Here is a 20,417-nt window from a genome sequence, read left to right on the forward strand (position 1 = left end):
GCACCCCATGAGCGAGACAGCCGAAGCCACCCCATCCGCCGCAGGCCCCGTGCCGGGCATCACGCCCGCCGGCCAGACACCGTACAGCGCATGGATGCAGACCGACACGCTGCACGCGCTGCAGCGCACGGTCAGCGACCATCCGGGCGAGCACGCATGGATCGTCCACGTGCAGGTGTCCGAGCTCTACTGGATGCTCATCGTGAAGGAGATGCACTCGGCGCAGCGCTTCCTGCGCGCCGACGACCTGCCGCAGGCGTGGCGGACGCTGCAGCGCGTGGTGGCCCACCATGCGCCGCTCGACGCCATCTGGCGCTCGATCGACTGGATGACGCCGAACGACCTGCTGGCCATTCTTTCGCGCGCCGTCGGAACCTACGGCAAGGACACGGCGCTGCAGGGCTGGACCTACCGGCAGATGGTGTACCTGTTCGGCATCAAGCAGGCCGAGCATCTGCAGCACTTCGAGCCGCAGCCGCAGCGAAAGGCGCAGCTCGAGCAGGCCCTGGCCGAGCCCAGCCTCTACGACGACGTGCTCGCGTTCCTGCAGCGCCGCGGCATGAACATTCCGCAGGCGCTGCTCGCACGCGACCTGCGCGCGCCCTACTTGCCCAGCAAGGAGGTCGAGCAGGTCTGGCGCGACATCTACGCGACGCCGGACAGGCATGCCGACCTGCAGCAGCTCGGCGAGACGCTGGCCGACATCGCCGAAGGTTTCTGCAACTGGAAGTTCCGCCACCTGATGGCGACGCGACGCACCTTCGGCGCACGGCCGGCGTACTTCGGCACCGAAGGGGTCGCGTGGCTGGCGCCCTCGCTCGAGGAGATTCCGTTTCCAGAATTGTGGTCGGCGCGCACCTTCATCGGCAGCCCGCCGCCGGTGTGCCCGCACATGGCCCGGCAGGGCCGGTGAAGGCGCTCGCGGCGCCGGCCGCCGCGAGCGTGGAACCGAACGTGCAAGCAGCGAGGTCCTGCCGGGTGCGCGACGCGCACCTGCGATCTCGTCCGATCCGATGAACCAACCGAGAAGAGAGAACGTCATGCCAGCCCCCCTGCTGATGGAACCCACGCCAATGAATGCAGACCCGTTCGTCGACGACCTGATCCGGGAGCGCCGCAGCAAGCGCGGCTTTCTCGACCGCAATGTGCCGCTCGACACGGTGAAGGACATTCTCTCGGTGGCGAAGTACGCGCCGAGCTCGAGCAACACGCAGCCGTGGCGCTGCTACGTGGTGACCGGCGAAGCGCGCGAGCGCGTGACACGGGCGGCGGTGGCGGAGTTCCGTGCGAACCACGCCACGCTGGCGCCGGAGTACCCGTTCTTTCCCCAGCCGCTGCACGACCCGTACTCGTCGCGCTTCAACACCTTTCGCGGCCAGCTGGGCGACGCGCAGGGCGTGCACCGCAGCGACAAGGCGGGACGCATGCGCGACGTGGAGCGCCAGTTCCTGTTCTTCGATGCACCGGTCGGCCTCATCTTCACGATGGACCGCAAGCTGGAGTGGGCCAGTTTTCTCTGCTACGGCTGCTTCCTGCAGAACGTGATGCTGGCCGCGAAGGCGCGGGGCCTGGACACCTGCCCGCAGCAGATCTGGTCGCTGCAGCACCACGTGCTGCGCGCCGAGCTCGGCATTCCGGCCGAGGAAATGGTGATCGCGGGCATGTCGATGGGCTGGGCCGACAACAGCCTGCCCGAGAACCGCATGACGCTGCACAAGCTCGACCTCGACCACTTCGCCTCGTTCATCCACCAGTAGTCCCGCACTGCAAACACACACAACCACCACCCGAGAGGATTTCTCCCATGTCGATCATCAAAGGCTTCCACCACCTGACCGCCTGTGTCAGCGGCGCGCAGGAGGACGTGGACTTCTACGTCAAGCTGCTCGGCCAGAGCCTGGTCAAGAAGACCGTGCTGCTGGACGGCGAAGACCCCGTCTACCACCTCTACTACGGCAACGCACAGGGCGACGCCGGCACGCTGGTCACGTCCTTCCCCTTCAGGCAGAAGGGCGTGAAGGGCCGGCGCGGCTCCGGGCAGATCAAGGTGATCAACTATTCGGTGCCCGCCGGCTCGCTCGACTTCTGGCGCGAGCGCTTCCGCGCCCATGGCGTGCGCTTCGACGACGCGGTGGTCGAGCGCTTCGGCGAGCAGCGCCAGCGCTTCCAGCACCCGTGCGGCATCGAGTTCGACCTGGTCGCCTCCGACCGCGACACGCGCCCGCCATGCACCGCCGCCGACATTCCCGCGCAGTACGCGATCCGCGGCGTGCACAGCATCACGCTGTCGCTGCGCGAGGTGGCGGAGTCGGTCATCTTCATGCAGGAGGCGCTCGACTTTCGGTATGCCGGCGAGTCGGGGCCGCACCACCGTTTCGAGACCGCCGACGGAACGCCCGGCACGGTGGTCGAGTTCCTGCACGAGCCCGACCGCCTGCAGGGGTCGTCGATCTACGGCGAGGGCACCATCCACCACGTGGCCTTCGCGGTCGACAGCGTGGCGCAGCAGATGCAGATCAAGGAGAAGCTGATGTCGATGGGCCACATCGACACCTCCGAGTCGGTCAACCGCAACTACTTCCGTTCGATGTATTTCAAGATGCCCGGCGGCGTGATGTTCGAGGCGGCCACGACCGACATCGGCTTCGCCATCGACGAAGAGCCGGGCCACTTCGGTGCCGAATTCCAGCTGCCGCCATGGCTGCGCGAGCGCAAGGACGAGCTGCTCGGACGCCTCGAGCCGATCACCGTCTGAGCGTTGCCGCCTTCGTATCCACCGACGTTTCCTTTTTCCATTCACACAGGCCACGCCATGTCAAAGACCAAGGTCCTCATTGCCTTCTATTCACGCAACAGCTCCACCGAGCTCCTGGCCCAGGCCGTCGCGCAGGGCGCCGCGGCCGAAGGCGCCGAAGTGCGTCTTCGCCGCGCGCGCGAGTTCGTCACGCCCGAGGCAATGCGCCAGGCGCCAGGCTGGGCCGAGCGCGCCAGCGAGATGAACGCCAGGTACGAAGCCCCCACGGAGGCCGATGCCGACTGGGCCGACGCCATCGTGTTCGGCACGCCGACCCGCTTCGGCTCCATCGCCTCGGAACTCAAGGCCTACATCGACTCGCTCGGCGGCCTCTGGTTCCAGGGCAAGCTCAACGGCAAGGTCGGCTCGGTGTTCGGCTCCGCCTCGTCGAAGCACGGCGGCAACGAGTCGACCCTGCTGTCGATCTACGCGCCGATGGCCCACCTGGGCCTGATCATCGTGCCGCTGGGCTACGCCGACCCGGCGATGTTCGCCGCGGGCACGCCCTACGGCGCGACCCACATCTCGCACCAGGATTCGGTGATGCCCGGCGCCGAGGAACTCGCGGTGGCGAACTACCAGGGCCGCCGCGTCGCATCGACCGCACGGGCGCTTCGCGCGGCGCGGCAGCCGTCGCCCGAAGTGCCCGAAGTTGCCTGAGGGCGCGCGCAGCCGCCGCGTGCGCGCTATGCTTGCCCAGCCTTGCCGCGCACCGCGGCAAGCCACTGCCTGCCCGGCAGGGAACGCAGGAAACGCAGGACGTGCACGGCGCGCAGGCCAACGATGCTGGATCTGAAGGATGTCTTCTACTTCGTGCAGGTCGTCGACCGCGGCGGATTCACGGCCGCCGGCACCGCGCTGCGGCTGCCCAAGTCGACGCTGAGCCACCGCGTCCAGGAGCTCGAAAGCTACCTGGGCGTGCGGCTGCTCAACCGCACCTCGCGCCAGTTCGGCATGACCGACATCGGCCGCGAGTTCTATGAATACGCGGTCGCGATGCTGCACAGCTCCGAGGTTGCCGAGGAGGCGGTGCGCCAGCGCCTGACCGAGCCGAGCGGCGTGATCCGGCTGACCACGGCGGTGGAGATCGCGCAGTTCGCGCTGCGCGAGATTCTCCCTGTGTTCCTCAACCAGTACCCGAAGGTGCGCGTGATCGAGATCGCGACGGACCGCTACGTGGACATCGTGGGCGAGGGCTTCGACCTGGCCATCCGCGGCCACACGGCGCCGCTGCAGAACTCCACGCTGGTGCAGCGCGCACTGGCCGATGTGCCCTGGTACCTGTTCGCAAGCCCTGCGTACCTGAAGAAGATGGGCGTGCCCGAAAGCCCGGCCGATCTCGCGAAGCACGCCACCATAGCGATGGTGCGCAACGGGCCGCCCCAGTGGCCGCTGCGCGGGCCGCATGGCGAGGAGGTCGTGATGCCCATCGACCCGCGCTTCCAGAGCAACAACATGGTCGCGCTGAAGGAAGCGGCATGCGCCAGCCTGGGCATTGCCGCGCTGCCGGGCTACATCTGCCGCACCGAACTGCGCACCGGCGCGCTGCAGCAGCTGCTTCCCGACTGGTCGGCCGCGGACGCGCGCATCTCCGCGCTCATTCCCTTCCGCACCGGGCTGCTTCCCGCGGTGCGTTCGCTGGTCGATTTCCTGGCCGTGGAAATCCCGGTGATCACCGCGTTCGACCATCCGCTCCACTTCGAGTGAGGCACTGACGAGAGGTGCCCGCAGCGCACCGCGCGGCGGCCCGATCGTCCACGAAACTGGACGCTGCGTCTGTCAATGAGCGGCTTGTGGGCGCGGGACGGCCCGCCTATCTTGTGGGCTCCTGAAATACACAGCCCGACCGATATGAATCACTTGAACTGCTTGCCGCAAGAAGGCGTTTTCTGGGGCCAGCACATCCTGCAGGGTGCGGTGGCGAGGCTCGGCGACCATGGCATCCGGCGCCCGGTCACGTTCACGGTCGAGCCGCTCGAGCGCCTGTACCGCAACTGCGTGCAGCCCAACCTGAAGCACGAAGCGGGCAGCTTCACCGCGCTGCCGGCGCACGTGCCCGACGTGGCGGTGCAGGGCGGCCTCGAGGCCTGCCTGCAGTCGGGCGCCGAATCGATCCTGGCGCTGGGCGGCGGCTCGGTGCTCGATGCGGCCAAGGCGGTGTCGCACCTGCATCACGAGAAGACGGGGCGCTACCTGCCCATCGCCGCGCTTCCGACCACGCTGTCGGGCTCGGAGTTCTCGCACTACTTCGGCATCACCGAGACCGACGGTCCGCAGAAATTCAAGCGCAGCTACGCCGTGCGCGAGACGGTGCCCAAGGTGGTGGTGATCGATCCGGTGCTGGTGTCCGACACGCCGCGCGCGCTGCTGCTCTCATCGGCCATCAAGGGCATGGACCATGCGGTGGAGGGCATGCGCAAGGTGACCAGGGAGCATCCGCACGCGATCATGGCCGCGAGCGGCCTCGAACGCTTCCTGGCCGTGCTGCAGAAGTGGCCGCAGTCGGTGGAGACGCGCGAGGCACTCGAGCAGGGTGCGGTGACGCCCGCCGACCTGCTGCAGCTGCAGCTTGCGGCCTGGCAGTGCTATTTCTCGCCCGCCTCGGTCATCTACGGCCTGAGCCACCGCATCGGCCACATCCTGGGCGGCACCTTCGGCCTGCCGCACAGCGCAACCTCCTGCATCACGCTGGCGCCGGTGATCCGCGCCTGCGCCGACTTCTATGGCGACAAGCTGGAGATCTTCGGCACGCGCAGGCCGGGCGAAGACGCTGCGACGCAGCTCGCCGACCGCATCTCCGGCGTGGTCGCTTCGCTCGGGCTGCCGGCCCGCATCGGCGACTTCGATCTCGATCCGGCCAGGCTGCCCGAGGTGGCCCGCCTGCTGAAGAAGAACTATCCGAACGAGGTGGCGGACCTCGGCAGCAACGCGAGCGTGAAGCTCGACGCGCTGCTCGAGAGCATCTGGTGACGCCGTGAACGCGCGGCGAGCGCCGGGTGGCGGGCCAGCGCTCCACGGCCGAAGAGAGGACGCCGAATCCCTCTTCTGGCGCATGCGTGCGGCGCCGGGCCTGCCTACGCTCGATGCGCAGCGGACACCGATGTCCGCTCGCGTTTCAAGAGCGCCAGCCTGGCGACCATCCACATGTTCGAAGAAAAGATTCCCACGGCTTCCAAGCCCACTCCCCCTCGGCGACATGCGTTCGCCGCAGCCCTGCTCGGCGCAGGGCTCTGCCTGCTCCCTCTTCCGCACGCCGATGCCGCGTCGCTGTTCGAACCCTCTTCCGCCTTCGTGCAGACGGGTTCGGCCCATGGCACCCGCACGCTGACGACCGGCCTGACCTGGGACCTGCCCTACCGCTGGCAGCTCGGCGGCGGCCGGCTCGACAGCTACCTCGAGGCCTCGTACGCGTACTGGCACATCCAGGCGAGCGAGCGCGACGGCCGCTCGCAGCTGTCGCAGTTCGCGCTGGTGCCGGTGCTCCGCTTCAGGCCCGACGAGGGCGCGTCGCCCTGGTTCTTCGAGACCGGCGTGGGGCTGACGGCAACCTCGTCGATCTATCGCACGCGTCAGAAGACCTTCTCGACCCGCTTCAACTTCGGCACGCACCTGGCGGTGGGCCGCAGCTTCGGCGAGCGCCGCCAGCACGAGATCGCGCTGCGCGTGGAGCACTTCTCGAACGCGGGCATCAAGCATCCGAACCCGGGCGAGAACTTCGTCCAGGTCCGCTACGCGTACCGCTTCTGAACGCGCAGCCACGCGGAAGCCCCCCGCAAAGGGATAGGCCCGCATGCGACGACCAGAGACTGGCGAAGGCGCATCCGGCGGGCACAGTAGGTCACGGAAGAAAACTGCGCATCGCCCCGCGATGCCGTGGCGCCGTGATCTGCAACCCAGCCCCGCGAGACGGGGCCCTCCGAAGGAAGAAAGATGTCCGCTATTGCAAAAACCGGAAAGCAGCTGCTGCTGGCCTGCGGCGTGCTGCTGGCACAGCACGCGGCCGCGGCGCCCGAAGCCGTGGTCACGCCGCTGCTGACGCGCGACCTGCCCAACATCCCGGGCAAGGAAGTGCTGATGATCAACGTCGACTACCCGCCCGGTGCGATCGACCCGGTGCACCGCCACGACGCGCATGCGTTCGTCTATGTGCTCGAGGGTTCGATCGTGATGGGCGTGAAGGGCGGCAAGGAAGTCACGCTCACCAAGGGCCAGACGTTCTACGAAGGCCCGAACGACATCCACACGGTCGGACGCAATGCGAGCACCACGCAGCCGGCCAAGTTCATCGTGACGCTCATCAAGGAAAAGGGCGTGGACTTCTTCATTCCGGTGAAGTGACGATGGCGCGCTCCGCGCCCTGCGCCAACCGGCGCTCGGCCAGGTAGCGCGCCGGCGGCTGGCCCATCGCCTTGCGGAACATCGCGATGAAGGCGCCGGCCGCGTCGTAGCCCAGGTCGCCGGCCACCTGCTGCACCGTGCGGCCCGAGGCCAGCCACTGCAGCGCCACGATCAGGTGCAGCCGCTGCCGCCACCGCCCGAAGGACATGCCGGTTTCCTGCTGCACCAGCCGCGCGAAGGTGCGCTCGCTCATGGCCAGCCGCGAAGCCCATTGCGCGGACGTCGAGCGGTCGGATGGGTCGTGCATCAGCGCCTCGACGACCCGCCGCAGGCGCGGCTCGTCCGACACCGGCAGATGCATCGCTTCCGCAGGCATGCGCACCAGCTGGTCGAGCAGCACGGCCTGCAGGCGTTGCGCCGCGGCGTCGTGCGGCGCGTGCTTCGGCATGGCCGCCAGATGCAGGACGAGTTCGCGCAGCAGCGGGCTGATGCCCAGTGCGCAGCAGCTGCGCGGCATGGCGGCAGCCGCTTCCTGCGAGACGAAGACGAAGCAGACGTTCGCATCGGGGGTGACGCGGTTGCCGTGCGGCACGCCGCCGGGAATCCAGAGCCCGCCATGAATGGGCGCCATCCACAACGCGCCGGGCACTTCGCAGGTCATGGCGCCGCGCAGCACCATCACCAGTTGCCCTTGCGCATGCGCGTGGGTCGCGAGCTGCTCCGCATGCGCCTGCGTTCGGATCTGCAATGCGGCCACGGCCGAATCCATCTTGTCGAACTCGAAGTTCCAGGGGCTGGCTTGCTGCGGCGTCACGCGGGCGATTTTGACCGGATTTGCCCATCGTCTGTCCGCCTGCGGGCATCGCGATTCCTGTGCGGTCGATAGATTCGAACAGGTCCCCCAACAGGCCACACGCCATGCATTCCTCGACCCTCGCGGTGCGCACGCACCGCCCCGTACTTCTCGTCGCCGGCATCCTCTGCATTGCCGCCAGCCTGCGCGCACCGATCACCGCGCTCGGCCCGTTGCTCGAACTCGTTCGCGAAAGCTTCGCGCTGAACGCGTCGCAGGCGGGGCTGCTGACCACCTTGCCGCTGCTTGCATTCGCGGCGGTGTCGCCGCTCGCCGCGCCCGTCGCGCACCGCTGGGGCCTGGAACGCGTGCTGTTCGCTGCGCTGATGCTGCTGGTCGCGGGCATCGTGCTGCGTTCGGCCGGCAGCGCGGCTGCGCTGTATGCGGGCACCTGCGTGATCGGCGGTGCGATCGCCATCGCCAACGTGCTGCTGCCCAGCCTGCTGAAGCGCGACTTTCCGCAGCACGTGGCGAGGCTCACGGCCTGCTATGCCCTCGCGATGATCGCCGCCGCCGGCGTGATGTCGGCCGTGGCGGTGCCGCTGCACCGCGCGCTCGGCGCGGGCTGGCCGGCATCGCTGGCCACCGCCGCGGGGCTGCCGCTGCTGGCGGCGCTGCTGTGGCTGCCGCAGCTGCGCTTTCGCACGACGTCGGCGCCCGGCCTGTCCTCCGCGCCTGCGAGCGCTTCGGTGTGGAAGGCGCCGCTGGCATGGCAGGTGGCGGCCTACCTCGGGCTGACCTGCTTCGTCTACTTCGCGGCGATCGCATGGCTGCCGTCGATCCTGCTGGAGGCCGGCGACTCGAGCGCGCATGCCGGCGCGATGCACGGCTGGATGCAGCTCGCCGGCGCGGTGCCGGCGCTGCTGCTGATGCCGCTGATGCAGCGCATGCGCGACCAGCGCTGGATCTCGTTCGCCTCGCCCGCGCTGAGCGCGCTCGGCCTCGTCGGCCTGATGACGCTGCCCGCACTCACGCCGTTGTGGGTCTTCGCGTTCGGCATGGGCATGGGCGCGGCACTGATCCTGAGCCTGGCCTTCGTCGGACTGCGTGCGGGCAACCAGCGGATCGCGGCGTCGCTGTCGGGCATGTCGCAATGCATCGGTTACCTGCTGGCCGCCGTGGGGCCGACCCTCATCGGCTTCCTTCACGAGGCCGCGGGAAGCTGGACGGTGCCGCTGGTGGTATGCACCGTGCTGTGCGTGGCGATGTGCGGGCTGGGGCTTTCGGTGGGCCGTGCCGTGCACATCGAGGAATGAGACCGCCCGGCGGCCTTGCGCGCCGCTTCTAGGCCTTGGCCAGTTGCTCGCGCTCCGAGATCAGGTGCTCGAGCGCGGCCTCGAGCATGGGCCAGCTGGCGAAGAAATAGACGCGGTCGGTGCGGTCCCAGCGGCCGCCGAATTCCTTGAGCGTCATCGAGACGCCGGACAGGCTTCCGAGCACCGCAGGCTTGGGCAGGCCGTAGGGCTCGTTGAAGTCGCCGACAGCGAAGCCGAGCCGGGCCGCCGGTCTCTGGGCGCGTTCGGTGGTGCGGGGGGAAGGGACAAACATCGGGTCGGATTTTCATCGAACCGCCGACCGCGTTCCACCCCGTGGGCTCCCATAAAAGCTGGATGCATCTTTTGCCGGGCGCGGGTAGCCTTTCGGGCCTGAAACGCGATTCCAGAAAACCGGTTACATCCTCGCGCGAACGCAGCCTCACGAGGGTCGCGCCGATGCCTGGTTTTCGATGGCGCCCGCGGGCCTGCGCCTCGTGCAGTAGAGGAAAAGCATGGCCGACACGGTCAACGCCAGCGCGAAGTAGAGGAACACCGCCGCGAGGCCGAACCTCGAAGCGATGGCGCCGCTGACCAGCTGGTGGAAGGCCGTGCCGCAGAAGAACATCAGGTTCAATGCCGCCAGCGCCTTGCCGGATTTTTCCTTCGGCGTGGAGGTCTGCCCCATCGCAAAGAGCAGCGGCTGGGTCGACAGGCAGCAGCCGAAGGCGAAGAACACCCACGAGTCGAAGGTGGCCGAGCCCAGCGGGCCGCCGTGCAGCCACGCACCCGGCATGGCGGCCACGACGAACAGCAGCATGAAGCCGGCGCCGAGATGCCCGCCCGCGAGCAGGGCGCGACGGGCACCGGTCAGCCTGTCGATGGCACCCGCCACGAGCGGGCCGACGGCCATCGCCAGCGTGAGTGGAATCAGCGCGTTGCCCGCGTCGATTCGCGACAGCCCCTTCACGTCCATGAACCACGGGCCGCCCCACACACCGCGCACCGCGAGCACAGCGGCAAGCGAACTGAAGGCCAGCAGCACCGGCCCACGCAAGGGCATGGACGCCGTCAGCGCCAGCACCTCGCGGAATTCCGCCTTCAGCTCGCGCGACGGCGGCGGCACGGCGGCTTCGGCGCGCGGCACCACCAGCGCGACGAGCGCTCCGATGCACAGGGCCAGCGCCACCGAGACCCAGAAGCTCGCGCGCCAGCCGTGGTGCTCGATGAGCCATGCCATGGGCGTGGCGGACAGCAGCATGCCGCAGTTGCCGATGCTCAGGATGAGTCCGGACCACATCGCGAAGCGCGCCGGCGGCAGCGTCCGCGCAGCCAGCGCGAACGGGCACAGCAGCATGCCGCAGCAGCCGATGCCAAGCAGCGCCTGCGCGAGGAAGAAGCTCACGGGCCCCTGCGCCAGCGCGCCCGCCGCGGAGCCCAGCGCGGCCAGAATGAACAGCGACAGCGACACCGTCTTGACGCCGAGCCGGTCGAGCATCACGCCGGCGGGTATCTGGCCGAGCGCAAAGAAGAGGTGGTACGCGCCGGTGAGCACGCCGAGGTAGGCGGTGGTCGTGCCGATGTCCGCGGACATGACATCGGTGGCGATGGCCGGCAGCGTGCGAAGAAGATTGGAGAGCGTATGCCCGAGCGCCAGGACGACGAGAGGCAGGGCGATTTGCAGCGACGGCGGCAGGACGGGGCGGCTTGGTTCGGGCACCGGCCGATTATTGCCTCGGCGAACCACGCCCCTCAGGGCGCGCCTCACTGCACCATCGCGCTCATTGCCTCCGCTCGCGTCGGCACCGCATAGCTCAGGGGCGCCAGCGCGGCCTGGATGCGTGCGAGCTGGTCTTCATTCACCAGCCTGGCAAGCACCTTCCGGAAGCGCGGCTCCAGCGCGCCCGAGACGATGTACTGCCAGCGGTAGGCCTTCAGCAGCGTGTCGGTCACCTGCTGCGCGCGTTCGTCGCTCGCGGCCATGCCGCAGACGCCCACGAAGTACGCCGCGTCGGCCGCGGCCTGGCCCTGCAGGATGCCGTCGACGCCGCCGACCAGCGCGATCAGGTCGTCCACCGCCAAGTCTCGCTGCGCGTCGGTCGCGAGCTTCGCGTCCTCGCGCTCCCACTCGAGCTCGTCGATGATCGCGTGCTGCGACTCCTCCTTCCAGTGGAACAGGAACACGTCCTTGAAGAGCGGCGACAGGCCATCGGCCGCTTCGATGCTGGCGCGGTAGTGCGCCTGCGAGAAGAGCTCGATGTGGCAGGTGAGCGCAAGCACGGCCCATGTGCACTTGCCGAGCACGAAGGCCGCAACGTCGTTGGGCGACACGTCGAAGCGATAGCCCGCGGGCATGTGCGCACCCGCCAGCCGCTCGATGCGACGGAACAGCTCCTGGTGCTTGAGTTCCTCGTCCGTGAATCGGACGATGGCTTCGAGCGCGGTCTGGTCGCCCAGCCAGTGGTCGCGGCTCACCTCGAGCATCTTGGCGCCGATGAAGCGCTCGACCAGCCCGAACATGTTGGCGTAGGTGCGGCCCTGGACCTGGCTCAGGAAGCGATGCTCCGCCGCACCGAGGAACGGCAGCTCGTCGGCCAGCGAGAGCCCGTCCGGCAGGAAGGTGTGGGCCAGGTCGAAGGTGCGGCCGCGGATCACGTCGCGGTCGATGTCCCAGCGGATGCGCCTGGACACTTCGATGGTCCTGGCGTAGCGCGCGATGTCGGGGGTGGTGGCAGTGGCTGCGGCGGTGTTCATGGCAAGGTCCTTTCGAATGAAGCGTCTCGGTGCATCTCGTTGACGTGGACCGAGCATCCCGCGGCCTGCGCCCGGCGGCATGAGGCGCATGTCCCGCACGCACGCCGGCCGGGGGCCGCAAGCGCCGGGGGCATGGGACGCACGGCCCACATTCGGGAAGAAGCGAGACAATCCCGCATGGCCACCGATCCGAGGATGCCGCCGAAACTGCGCCAGAGCCTGCGCTTCTGCGTCGCGGCAGACGGCACGCGCATCGCGATCGCCTCGATCGGCTCGGGGCCGCCGCTGGTGCGCGCTGCGCACTGGCTCAGCCATGTCGAGCACGACCTGCACAGCCCCGTGTGGCAGCCCTGGCTTCGCGAACTCGCGCGCGACCGCCAGTACATCCGCTACGACCAGCGCGGCTGCGGCCTGTCGGACGCCACGGTCACCGATTTCTCGCTCGATGCCTGGGTCGGTGACCTCGAGGCCGTGGTCGACAGTCTCGGGCTGCGCCGCTTTCCGCTGGTTGGCATGTCGCAAGGCGGCGCGGTGGCCATCGCCTACGCCGTGCGGCATCCCGACAAGGTGTCCCACCTCGTTCTGCCTGGCGCGTACGCACGCGGGGCCTTGCAGCGCGCCACCAGCGCCGCGCAGCGGCTGGAAGCCGAGACGCTGGTGAACCTGATCCGCCTGGGCTGGGGACGCGACAACGCCGCCTTTCGCCAGGTGTTCACCAACCAGTTCATTCCCGGCGGCACGGCGGCGCAGCACCAGTGGTGGAACGAGCTCGAGCGCCTGACCGCGAGCCCGGAAAACGCGGCGCGCACGCTCGACGCCTTCCATCGCGTCGACGTGACCGAGATGGCGCGCCGGTTGCAGGTGCCGACGCTGGTGCTGCATGCGCGCGGCGATGCCCGAGTGCCGTTCGATGAAGGGGTGCGGCTGGCGGCGCTGATCCCCGGCGCGCGCTTCGTGCCGCTCGACAGCGACAACCACGTGCTGCTCGACAGCGAGCCGGCGTGGTCCGTCTTTCTGGCCGAGCTGCGCGGTTTCCTGGGCCGTGCCGAATCCGACGCCGCCGAAGCGCTGACGCCGGCGGAGCGCGAGGTGTTGCGCCTCGTTGCAATCGGCCTGGACAACCGCGCCATCGCGCAGCAACTGGGCAAGAGCGAGAAGACGGTACGCAACCAGGTGTCGAGCATCTTCGACAAGCTCGGCGTGCGCACGCGGGCGGAGGCCATCGTTCACGTGCGCGACCGGGGTTCGTGATGCATCGCAGCGATGCCGCGTCATCTTTTTTTCCACGAAAGGGTTCGTCCCCGTTGACGCCTGATCCTTGCGTGCTTAGCCTGAGAAGCATCGGAAGATTCGAACGGAGGCAGCGATGCTTCAGCCTGTCGATCGGGATCTGCGCGTGATGGCGCTCTGGCTCTGCCTGATGCCTTCGATGGCACTTGCACAATCCGCTTTTCCGACGTCCGCACCGGACACCCCGAGCCCCGCCCAAGGCAGGCAACTCGAGGCCGACTACCGCGTGATGGCCGCCCGCTGCGGCACCCCGGCCTTCGAGAAGCTGTTCACGCGCCAATCCAGGGCCTTCGTTGCCGCAGGATGGATCGAGAAGACCGCTGACCCTGCAGCCACCGAGAAAGCGATCGAGACGCTGCGCCGCAATCCGCTCATGCTGGTGAGCAACCGGGCCGCCTGCGACAGCAGGATGGTCGAGCTGAAGCAGGTGATGCAGGAGCGCAGCGAGCGGCTGCGGGGGCGCGGCGCGAAGCATCCGGCCGGCAAGTAAACGCCAGCCTGCCCGGACCGGCCCTGGCCACCTGCGCTGGCAGCCGCTTCGGGATATCGCCGCGCTGCATCGCCAGACGAATCCACGCGTCCCCGGTCGCCCTGCCTGATCGCCCGCTTCCGGCAAGGCCACAGCGCGCGACACGTGGCAGCCTCTACCAGCACCATCCCGGGAATACCCTCTGAACCCCTCCGCATCTTCTTGCCTACATTTCTTGTATGCAAGACACGGCAGATCTTGCATGCAAAACCTCCAGAGACACACAACGTCGCCCAGACAACAGGAGTCCTCCATGCCTCGCTTCGCCAAATCCCTCTTCGGCCAGGTGGTCATCGCGCTGGTGCTCGGCGTGCTCGCGGGCCTGCTGGCGCCCGAGTACGCCGTCAAGCTCAAGCCGCTCGGCGACGGGTTCATCAAGCTGATCAAGATGATCATCCCGGTGCTGGTGTTCTGCGTGGTGGTGCACGGCATCGCCGGTGCGGGCGACCTGAAGCGCGTGGGCCGCGTGGGCGTGAAGTCGCTCATCTACTTCGAGGTGCTGACCACCATCGCACTGGCCATGGGCCTGGTGCTGGCCTTCGTGTTCCAGCCCGGCGCGGGCATGAACGTGGACCCCTCCAGGCTCGACCCGGCCGCGATGAGCGCCTATGCATCGAACGCCGACAAGCTCACGAGCGGCGGCACGGTCGACTTCCTGATGAAGCTCATTCCCACCACCGTGGTGAACGCCTTCGCCACCGGCGACGTGCTGCAGGTGCTGCTGTTCGCGGTGCTGTTCGGCTGCGCGCTGACGCTGCTGGGCGAGCGCGGCAAGCCGGTGGCCGCGGTGATCGACGCGACGTCGCTGGTTCTCTTCAAGATCATGGGGATCATCATCAAGCTGGCGCCGCTGGGCGTGCTGGGCGCGATCGCCTTCACGGTGGGGCAGTACGGCATCGGGTCGCTCAAGCAGCTGGGCATGCTGGTAGCCCTGTTCTACGGCGCGGTGCTGATCTTCGTGTTCGTGGTGCTGGGGCTGGTGATGCGGATGTCGGGCTTCAGCCTGATCAAGCTGCTGCGTTACCTGCGCGAGGAACTCACCATCGTGTTCGCCACCACCTCGTCGGACAGCGTGCTGCCGCAGATCATGGCCAAGCTGCGCCGCATGGGCATCCGCGATTCCACCGTGGGCCTGGTGATTCCCACGGGCTATTCGTTCAACCTCGACGCGTTCTCGATCTACATCACGCTGGCGGCCGTGTTCATCGCGCAGGCCACCAACACGCCGATCTCGATGGCCGACCTGCTGACGATCCTGGCGATCGCGCTGGTCACGTCCAAGGGCGCCCACGGCGTGCCGGGCTCGGCCATCGTGGTGCTGGCGGCCACGCTGCACGCGATTCCGGCGATTCCCGCCATCGGCCTGGTGCTGGTGCTGTCGGTCGACTGGTTCATGGGCATCGCCCGCGCGCTGGGCAACCTGATCGGCAACTGCGTGGCGACGGTGGCCATCGCATCGTGGGAAGGCGACATCGACCGCGAGCGCGCGCATGCGGTGCTCGACGGGCGCTGGTCGCCCGACGACGAACCGCTGGCGCAGGAAGACGGCGGCCGCGTGGTAAACACCGGCACCGCCACAGCTTCCAGCGCCCACTGAACCGCACCCCATGCCCACCACCGACGTCAGCCCCACCGCCATCGCAGAACGCGTCGTGGAAGCCATCCTCGCGCAGAAGCTCGCACCGGGCGAGCGGCTCGGCGAGCAGGCGCTGGCGGAGAACTTCTCGGTGAGCCGCACCATGGTGCGCGAGGCGCTCATGCAGCTGCAGGCGCGCGGCTTCGTCGAAGTGCAGTCGCGCCGCGGCTGGTACGTGGTGGAGCCTTCGGCCGAGGAGGCGCGCGACGCGTTCTCGGCGCGGCGCATCGTCGAGGCCGGCATCCTCGCTGCCAGCGAGGGCCGGCCGCTGGCCAGGGTGATCCGCAAGCTGCGCGACCACATCGCCGACGAGCAGCGCGCCATCGAAGGCGCAGACGCCGCCACCCGCGCCTTCCTGCTGGCCGATTTCCATGTGTGCCTTGCCGAGCAGATGGGGCACCAGCTGCTGGTCGACGTGTTGCGCGACCTCACGGCGCGCACCACGCTGGCGGCCACGCTGTACCAGTCGAAGCACGAGGCCGGACAGTCGTGCGCGGAGCACGGCGCGATCGTCGCGGCGCTCGAGGCCGGGGACACCGAACAGGCACGCCGGCTGATGCTGGCGCACATCGGCAACGTCGAGCGCGCGCTGGAGGTCGATGCGGCGGCCGAGCCCGATGCGCCGAGCCGGCTGCGCGCCACGCTGGCGCCGGTGGCGCTGCCGCGCGCGAAGCGCTGACGGCGCGAGCCGGCGCGATCGCCGCGGACGCCTCCGCGCTGCTCGATGGCCCGGCAGGCCATGCCGGCGGGCGACCCGGCGTGGTCGCTCCGGCAAATCTGCCGTGCCGCACAGGGCGCTCCGGCTGACACCGGCGGAGGCGGCGGCTCGGCTACAGTGCGGACACCTATGAATTCACCCCAACTCCAACGCGGCGTGTTTCTCGCCCTGCTTGCCATCGTCACCGTCGCCTTCCTGTGGGTGCTGATGCCGTTCTTCGGCGCGGTGCTGTGGGGTGTGGCGTTGGCGATCCTGTTCACGCCGCTGTACAAGTGGCTGCTCAGGAAGATGCGCGGAAAGCCCAACGCGGCAGCGCTCTCGACGCTGGCCATCTGCCTGTTCATCGTGATCCTGCCGCTGGCGATGGTGGGGGTGTCGCTGGTGCAGGAGGTGGCGCTGGTCACGCAGAACATCCGGTCGGGGCAGATCAACTTCGCCGCCTACTTCCAGCAGATCCTCGACGCGGCGCCGCAGTGGCTGCTGAACCTGGTCGAGCGCTTCAACCTGGGCGACATGGCGGCCTGGCAGGCGCGCATCTCGACGGCCGCAGGGCAGGCCAGCCAGATCATCGCGAGCCAGGCGCTGGCGATCGGGCAGAACACCTTCGATTTCATCGTCAGCTTCTTCGTGATGCTGTACCTGCTGTACTTCCTGGTGCGCGACGGCGCGGGCCTGTCGAAGCGCATGCGCGACGCCCTGCCCCTGGCCAAGCCGCACACGCACTACCTGCTGAACAAGTTCACCACCGTGATCCGCGCGACCGTGAAGGGCAACGTGGCGGTGGCCATCGCGCAGGGCACGCTGGGCGGGCTGGCCTTCTGGTTCCTGGGCGTCCAGGGCGCGCTGCTGTGGGCGGTGCTCATGGCATTCCTGTCGCTGCTGCCAGCGGTAGGCGCCGCACTGATCTGGGGACCGGTGGCCATCTACTTCCTGGCCACGGGGCACTTCTGGCAAGGCGGCGTGCTGATCTTCGTGGGCGTGTTCGTCATCGGCCTGGTCGACAACATCCTGCGCCCGGTGCTGGTGGGCAAGGACACGCAGATGCCCGACTACATCGTGCTGATGTCGACCATCGGCGGCATGGCGATCTTCGGCATCAACGGCTTCGTGATCGGCCCGGTGATCGCGGCGCTGTTCATGGCCGCCTGGAGCCTGTTCGCCGATTCGGGCAACGTGGACAACGAGAACGATCCCATCGATCCACCGAAGACGCCCGAGGCCGCCGACCCGGCCGTGCAGGCAGCGCGCGAAGCGCGCACGAAACGGGACTGAGGCAGCGGCGCCAGGTGCGCCGCACCTTCAACGGCGCGAGATGCGAAGCGCCCTCAACGGCGCAGTGCCACCAGCCCGATGCCCGCGAGCACCAGCACGCTGCCGGCGACGAACGGCAGCTCGAGCGGCTCGCCGAGCAGCCCGACACCCAGCACGACCCCGAACAGCGGCGTGAGGAACGAGAACACGCCGAGGCGCGACGCCAGGTAGCGGCGCAGCAGCCAGCACCAGGCCAGGAAGCTCACAAACGACACCACGAGGCTCTGGAAGCCCAGGTGCGCCCAGACGAGCGCCGAAGGCTCGAAGTGCCATTGCCCGGTGAGCCAGGCGGCCGGCAGCAGCAGACAGAAGGCACCCAGCAGCTGGTAGAGCAGCGTCTCGGTGGCGGGCGCGGAGGCCAGGCTGGAGCAGCGGATCGTCACTGTGGTCGCGCCCCACGCGACGCCGGCGAGCAGCGCCAGCGCATCGCCCAGCAGCGCACGAGCGCCCGTGCCGGCCGAAGCTGCGTCGCTTCCCAGGAAGGCCAACGCGATCCCCGCGAACGCCAGCGCGATGCCGCCCACCTGCCGCGCGCCCAGTCGCTCCGCGGGCAGCCGCAGGTGCAGGCCCAGCGCGGCGAAGATGGGCGCGGTGTAGAGAAACACCACCACGTGCGACGCGCCGGTGAAACGCAGCGCCTCGGCCACCAGCAGGTACTCCAGCGCAAACAGCGCACCGACCACCGCGCCCGGCTTCCAGCGCGCGGCCTGCGCACGTTCGCCGCGGTGCCACATCAACGCGGCCAGCAGCACCAGCGCGATGCCCGAGCGCAGCACCACCATCAGCATCGGGCTGGCCTGCGCTGCAATGGCCTTCAGCGAGATCTGCTGCAGGCTCCAGGTGAGGCACAGCAGCGTCATGACGCCGATGGCGCGGCCATCGAGCGGGCCGGGCGCGACCGGCTGGCGCGGCAGCGCCGAGGCACCGGCCGGCACCGGGGACACTGCGTGCAGGGAAGTCGTCGAGTTCATCGGGCGACTGTGCCGCCCCGTGAGCAAGCTGAAAAGCGCATAATTTTGCAGCCAACCATCCGCTTATCGAATACATGAGAGACCTGCAGATCGACTGGCTCAAGAGCTTCGTGGCGGCGGTCGATGCCGGCACGCTCTCGAGCGCGGCCTCCGAAGTGCACCGGTCGCAGTCGGCGATGAGCATGCAGCTCAAGAAGCTGGAGTCGGCCGCGGGATGCCGGCTGCTGGTGCGCGGTGCGCGACAGCTGCAGCTCACGCACGAAGGCCAGACGCTGCTGGGCTACGCACGCCGCATGCTCGACCTGCATGCCGAGGCACAGGCCGCGCTGCAGGGCGAGAGCGTCTCGGGCCTGGTGCGGCTCGGCGTGCCCGACGACTATGCCGGCAAGTACCTCACGCCCGCACTCAAACGCTTCGCGCCGCGGCACGGCGGCGTCGAGATCCAGCTCGACTGCGAGCAGTCGACCTCGCTCATTCCGCGCGTGGCGCGCGGCGAGCTCGACCTGGCGCTGGTGTCGCGCGACCACGTGCGGCGCGGCACGCTGCTGTTCCACGAGCCGATGGTCTGGGTGGGCTCGGCGCAGTTCGATGTCTGGAGCCGCAACCCGCTTCCCATTGCCGTCTACGAGGAAGCCAGCCTCGGCCGGCGCAGCGCCATCCACTCGCTGGCCCTGCAGGGACGGCCCTACAAGGTGGTCTACAACAGCTCCAGCCTCGCGGGCCAGATCGCGGCGGTGGAAAGCGGGCTTGCCGTTGCGGCGCTCACGCAATGCAGCGCACCGCCGAACCTGCAGGTGCTGGGCACCGAACACGGGCTCGGTCCGCTCGAGCCGATGCAGGTCGCGCTCTACCGCAGCGCGGCCTCGCGCGGCTCGAAGGCGGTCGACAGCCTGCACCGCATGCTGCTGCAGACGTTGCGGCAGTCCGGGCGCCGGACCTGAGCGCGCACGTCGGGGCGCGCAGCCCTCGAGCGGCCGGGTCCGCACGCGGCGAGGTCAGGCGGCCGCCCACCACCCTTCGTCGAAGCGCCCCTGCAGGAACGCGACGAAGCCGGACACCTTGCCCGGCACCAGCTTGGGCGAGGGAAACACGGCGTGGATCTCCTGCTCGGGCAGCGCATGGTCGCCGAGCACTTCGCGCACCTTGCCCGCAGCCAGCGAATCGCTCGCCACGTAGCGCGGCATCAGCGCAATGCCCAGCCCGTCGCGCGCCGCGGCCAGCACGGCCGACAGGTTGTTCGAGCGAAAGCGCCCCGACACCGGCACCGTGACCGCATCGCCCCTGGGCGTGTGCATGCGCCAGAACTCGTCGCCGACCACGCTGCTGTAGATCAGCGCCACGTGCGCGCTCAGGTCCTGTGCGCGCTTGGGCGTGCCGTGCTTCTTCAGGTACGCGGGCGAGGCCACCATGACCCACGGGTTCACGCCGAGGTAGCGCGCGCCCAGCGAAGAATCGGCCAGCTTGCCCATGCGGATGGCCACGTCGACGCCCTGCGCGATGAGATCGACGTAGCGGTCCTCGAAGCTCAGGTCGAGCTGCACCTGCGGATGCCGTCGCATGTACTCCAGCGCCAGCGGCACCACCACGCGCCGCCCGAACGCCACCGAGGTGCCCACGCGCAGCAGGCCCTGCGCCTGGTTCTGCCGCAGCTGCACGATGCTCTCGGCCTCCTCGGCCTCGCGCACGATGGTCTTGCACTTCTCGTAGTACAGCGCACCGGGCTCGGTGAGGCTCACGCCGCGCGTGTTGCGGTTGAGCAGCCGCACCTTCAACCGCGCCTCGGTGGCGGCGACCTGCTTGGTCACGGTGGGCTGCGTGGTGTTGAACTCGCGCGCGGCCTTCGAGAAGCTGCCGGTTTCGACCACGCGCACGAACATTTCCATTGCAAGCAAACGGTCCATGGCGCGCATCGTAGCCACTTATTCCATGGAGGAATAGGTTTTATGGCCCGCAGGCGTCTTCTTCGAACA

General features: G+C 68.7%; 21 protein-coding genes. 15 read left to right on the forward strand and 6 right to left on the reverse strand.

Annotated elements, in window-relative coordinates; genetic code table 11:
• Positions 1–7 precede the first annotated feature (7 nt).
• The 8 genes from AACL56_RS28790 (at position 8) to AACL56_RS28825 (ending at position 7,132) form a co-directional block, all read left to right on the forward strand.
• The gene (locus AACL56_RS28790) at positions 8–913 is read left to right on the forward strand and encodes a tryptophan 2,3-dioxygenase (protein ID WP_339093421.1); all 906 of its coding nucleotides are present in this window, start codon (positions 8–10) and stop codon (positions 911–913) included.
• A gap of 127 nt (positions 914–1,040) precedes the next feature.
• Positions 1,041–1,757 carry a nitroreductase gene (locus tag AACL56_RS28795; RefSeq protein WP_425337088.1) on the forward strand — a complete coding sequence of 239 codons (717 nt, stop codon included), beginning with the start codon at positions 1,041–1,043 and terminating at the stop codon, positions 1,755–1,757.
• A 47-nt stretch (positions 1,758–1,804) separates the two neighbouring features.
• A complete protein-coding gene (locus tag AACL56_RS28800) occupies positions 1,805–2,755 on the forward strand; it encodes a ring-cleaving dioxygenase (RefSeq protein ID WP_339093422.1) in 951 nt (316 codons plus the stop codon).
• Positions 2,756–2,812: 57 nt separating this feature from the next.
• Complete coding sequence (wrbA, locus tag AACL56_RS28805) at positions 2,813–3,454, forward strand: NAD(P)H:quinone oxidoreductase (RefSeq protein ID WP_339093423.1); 642 nt, start codon at positions 2,813–2,815, stop codon at positions 3,452–3,454.
• A gap of 123 nt (positions 3,455–3,577) precedes the next feature.
• Positions 3,578–4,501 carry a LysR substrate-binding domain-containing protein gene (locus tag AACL56_RS28810; RefSeq protein WP_339093424.1) on the forward strand — a complete coding sequence of 308 codons (924 nt, stop codon included), beginning with the start codon at positions 3,578–3,580 and terminating at the stop codon, positions 4,499–4,501.
• Between the two features lie 144 nt (positions 4,502–4,645).
• Positions 4,646–5,764 carry an iron-containing alcohol dehydrogenase gene (locus AACL56_RS28815; protein WP_339093425.1) on the forward strand — a complete coding sequence of 373 codons (1,119 nt, stop codon included), beginning with the start codon at positions 4,646–4,648 and terminating at the stop codon, positions 5,762–5,764.
• Positions 5,765–5,938: 174 nt separating this feature from the next.
• Positions 5,939–6,541 carry an acyloxyacyl hydrolase gene (locus AACL56_RS28820; protein WP_339093426.1) on the forward strand — a complete coding sequence of 201 codons (603 nt, stop codon included), beginning with the start codon at positions 5,939–5,941 and terminating at the stop codon, positions 6,539–6,541.
• A 183-nt stretch (positions 6,542–6,724) separates the two neighbouring features.
• Positions 6,725–7,132, forward strand: a complete 408-nt coding sequence (locus tag AACL56_RS28825) for a cupin domain-containing protein (RefSeq protein ID WP_339093427.1) — start codon at positions 6,725–6,727, stop codon at positions 7,130–7,132.
• Here the strand turns inward: AACL56_RS28825 and AACL56_RS28830 are convergent.
• Positions 7,116–7,946, reverse strand: coding sequence for an AraC family transcriptional regulator (locus AACL56_RS28830; RefSeq protein WP_339093428.1), 831 nt, complete (start codon positions 7,944–7,946; stop codon positions 7,116–7,118). The two genes, AACL56_RS28825 and AACL56_RS28830, sit on opposite strands and share 17 nt — an antisense overlap.
• Before the next feature lie 104 nt (positions 7,947–8,050).
• Here AACL56_RS28830 and AACL56_RS28835 point away from each other — a divergent pair, with 104 nt between their 5' ends.
• Positions 8,051–9,241: an MFS transporter gene (locus AACL56_RS28835; RefSeq protein ID WP_339093429.1), complete on the forward strand. Its 1,191-nt coding sequence runs from the start codon at positions 8,051–8,053 to the stop codon at positions 9,239–9,241.
• Positions 9,242–9,269: 28 nt separating this feature from the next.
• On the opposite strand, the gene AACL56_RS28840 is transcribed toward AACL56_RS28835, so the two are convergent.
• The 3 genes from AACL56_RS28840 to AACL56_RS28850 all read right to left on the reverse strand — a co-directional run bounded on the left by AACL56_RS28840 (position 9,270) and on the right by AACL56_RS28850 (position 11,992).
• Positions 9,270–9,533 (reverse strand): hypothetical protein, encoded by a 264-nt coding sequence (locus AACL56_RS28840; protein WP_339093430.1) that lies wholly within the window; start codon positions 9,531–9,533, stop codon positions 9,270–9,272.
• Positions 9,534–9,680: 147 nt separating this feature from the next.
• Entirely contained in the window at positions 9,681–10,958 is a 1,278-nt protein-coding gene (locus tag AACL56_RS28845; RefSeq protein ID WP_339093431.1) for an MFS transporter, read from the reverse strand.
• A gap of 44 nt (positions 10,959–11,002) precedes the next feature.
• Complete coding sequence (locus tag AACL56_RS28850; protein ID WP_339093432.1) at positions 11,003–11,992, reverse strand: hypothetical protein; 990 nt, start codon at positions 11,990–11,992, stop codon at positions 11,003–11,005.
• A 177-nt stretch (positions 11,993–12,169) separates the two neighbouring features.
• Between AACL56_RS28850 and AACL56_RS28855 the strand changes: the two genes are divergently transcribed.
• From AACL56_RS28855 to AACL56_RS28875, 5 genes are all read left to right on the forward strand, one after another.
• On the forward strand, positions 12,170–13,243 hold the full coding sequence (locus AACL56_RS28855; RefSeq protein ID WP_339093433.1) for an alpha/beta fold hydrolase: 1,074 nt from the start codon (positions 12,170–12,172) through the stop codon (positions 13,241–13,243).
• 115 nt (positions 13,244–13,358) lie between these two features.
• Positions 13,359–13,772 carry a hypothetical protein gene (locus AACL56_RS28860; protein ID WP_339093434.1) on the forward strand — a complete coding sequence of 138 codons (414 nt, stop codon included), beginning with the start codon at positions 13,359–13,361 and terminating at the stop codon, positions 13,770–13,772.
• Positions 13,773–14,064: 292 nt separating this feature from the next.
• Complete coding sequence (locus tag AACL56_RS28865) at positions 14,065–15,408, forward strand: C4-dicarboxylate transporter DctA (RefSeq protein ID WP_339093435.1); 1,344 nt, start codon at positions 14,065–14,067, stop codon at positions 15,406–15,408.
• Positions 15,409–15,418: 10 nt separating this feature from the next.
• Positions 15,419–16,126: a GntR family transcriptional regulator gene (locus AACL56_RS28870; RefSeq protein ID WP_339093436.1), complete on the forward strand. Its 708-nt coding sequence runs from the start codon at positions 15,419–15,421 to the stop codon at positions 16,124–16,126.
• 168 nt (positions 16,127–16,294) lie between these two features.
• Positions 16,295–17,437, forward strand: a complete 1,143-nt coding sequence (locus AACL56_RS28875; protein WP_339093437.1) for an AI-2E family transporter — start codon at positions 16,295–16,297, stop codon at positions 17,435–17,437.
• A gap of 53 nt (positions 17,438–17,490) precedes the next feature.
• Here AACL56_RS28875 and AACL56_RS28880 read toward each other — a convergent pair whose 3' ends face one another.
• Positions 17,491–18,336, reverse strand: a complete 846-nt coding sequence (locus AACL56_RS28880; RefSeq protein WP_339095265.1) for a DMT family transporter — start codon at positions 18,334–18,336, stop codon at positions 17,491–17,493.
• 185 nt (positions 18,337–18,521) lie between these two features.
• Between AACL56_RS28880 and AACL56_RS28885 the strand changes: the two genes are divergently transcribed.
• A complete protein-coding gene (locus AACL56_RS28885) occupies positions 18,522–19,388 on the forward strand; it encodes a LysR family transcriptional regulator (RefSeq protein WP_339093438.1) in 867 nt (288 codons plus the stop codon).
• Between the two features lie 54 nt (positions 19,389–19,442).
• Here the strand turns inward: AACL56_RS28885 and AACL56_RS28890 are convergent, their stop codons facing one another.
• On the reverse strand, positions 19,443–20,348 hold the full coding sequence (locus AACL56_RS28890) for a LysR family transcriptional regulator (protein WP_339093439.1): 906 nt from the start codon (positions 20,346–20,348) through the stop codon (positions 19,443–19,445).
• Positions 20,349–20,417 lie beyond the last annotated feature (69 nt).

It is taken from the genome of Variovorax paradoxus (genome assembly GCF_902712855.1).
Classification (GTDB): domain Bacteria; phylum Pseudomonadota; class Gammaproteobacteria; order Burkholderiales; family Burkholderiaceae_C; genus Variovorax; species Variovorax paradoxus_Q.

Excerpts from the sequence above, each read along its gene's own strand:
- AACL56_RS28790 (WP_339093421.1), top strand. The coding sequence starts at position 8 with ATGAGCGAGACAGCCGAAGCCACCCCATCCGCCGCAGGCCCCGTGCCG.
- AACL56_RS28795 (WP_425337088.1), top strand. The coding sequence starts at position 1,041 with ATGCCAGCCCCCCTGCTGATGGAACCCACGCCAATGAATGCAGACCCG.
- AACL56_RS28800 (WP_339093422.1), top strand. The coding sequence starts at position 1,805 with ATGTCGATCATCAAAGGCTTCCACCACCTGACCGCCTGTGTCAGCGGC.
- wrbA (WP_339093423.1), top strand. The coding sequence starts at position 2,813 with ATGTCAAAGACCAAGGTCCTCATTGCCTTCTATTCACGCAACAGCTCC.
- AACL56_RS28810 (WP_339093424.1), top strand. The coding sequence starts at position 3,578 with ATGCTGGATCTGAAGGATGTCTTCTACTTCGTGCAGGTCGTCGACCGC.
- AACL56_RS28815 (WP_339093425.1), top strand. The coding sequence starts at position 4,646 with ATGAATCACTTGAACTGCTTGCCGCAAGAAGGCGTTTTCTGGGGCCAG.
- AACL56_RS28820 (WP_339093426.1), top strand. The coding sequence starts at position 5,939 with ATGTTCGAAGAAAAGATTCCCACGGCTTCCAAGCCCACTCCCCCTCGG.
- AACL56_RS28825 (WP_339093427.1), top strand. The coding sequence starts at position 6,725 with ATGTCCGCTATTGCAAAAACCGGAAAGCAGCTGCTGCTGGCCTGCGGC.
- AACL56_RS28835 (WP_339093429.1), top strand. The coding sequence starts at position 8,051 with ATGCATTCCTCGACCCTCGCGGTGCGCACGCACCGCCCCGTACTTCTC.
- AACL56_RS28840 (WP_339093430.1), bottom strand. The coding sequence starts at position 9,533 with ATGTTTGTCCCTTCCCCCCGCACCACCGAACGCGCCCAGAGACCGGCG.
- AACL56_RS28850 (WP_339093432.1), bottom strand. The coding sequence starts at position 11,992 with ATGAACACCGCCGCAGCCACTGCCACCACCCCCGACATCGCGCGCTAC.
- AACL56_RS28855 (WP_339093433.1), top strand. The coding sequence starts at position 12,170 with ATGGCCACCGATCCGAGGATGCCGCCGAAACTGCGCCAGAGCCTGCGC.
- AACL56_RS28860 (WP_339093434.1), top strand. The coding sequence starts at position 13,359 with ATGCTTCAGCCTGTCGATCGGGATCTGCGCGTGATGGCGCTCTGGCTC.
- AACL56_RS28865 (WP_339093435.1), top strand. The coding sequence starts at position 14,065 with ATGCCTCGCTTCGCCAAATCCCTCTTCGGCCAGGTGGTCATCGCGCTG.
- AACL56_RS28870 (WP_339093436.1), top strand. The coding sequence starts at position 15,419 with ATGCCCACCACCGACGTCAGCCCCACCGCCATCGCAGAACGCGTCGTG.
- AACL56_RS28875 (WP_339093437.1), top strand. The coding sequence starts at position 16,295 with ATGAATTCACCCCAACTCCAACGCGGCGTGTTTCTCGCCCTGCTTGCC.
- AACL56_RS28880 (WP_339095265.1), bottom strand. The coding sequence starts at position 18,336 with ATGACGCTGCTGTGCCTCACCTGGAGCCTGCAGCAGATCTCGCTGAAG.
- AACL56_RS28885 (WP_339093438.1), top strand. The coding sequence starts at position 18,522 with ATGAGAGACCTGCAGATCGACTGGCTCAAGAGCTTCGTGGCGGCGGTC.
- AACL56_RS28890 (WP_339093439.1), bottom strand. The coding sequence starts at position 20,348 with ATGGACCGTTTGCTTGCAATGGAAATGTTCGTGCGCGTGGTCGAAACC.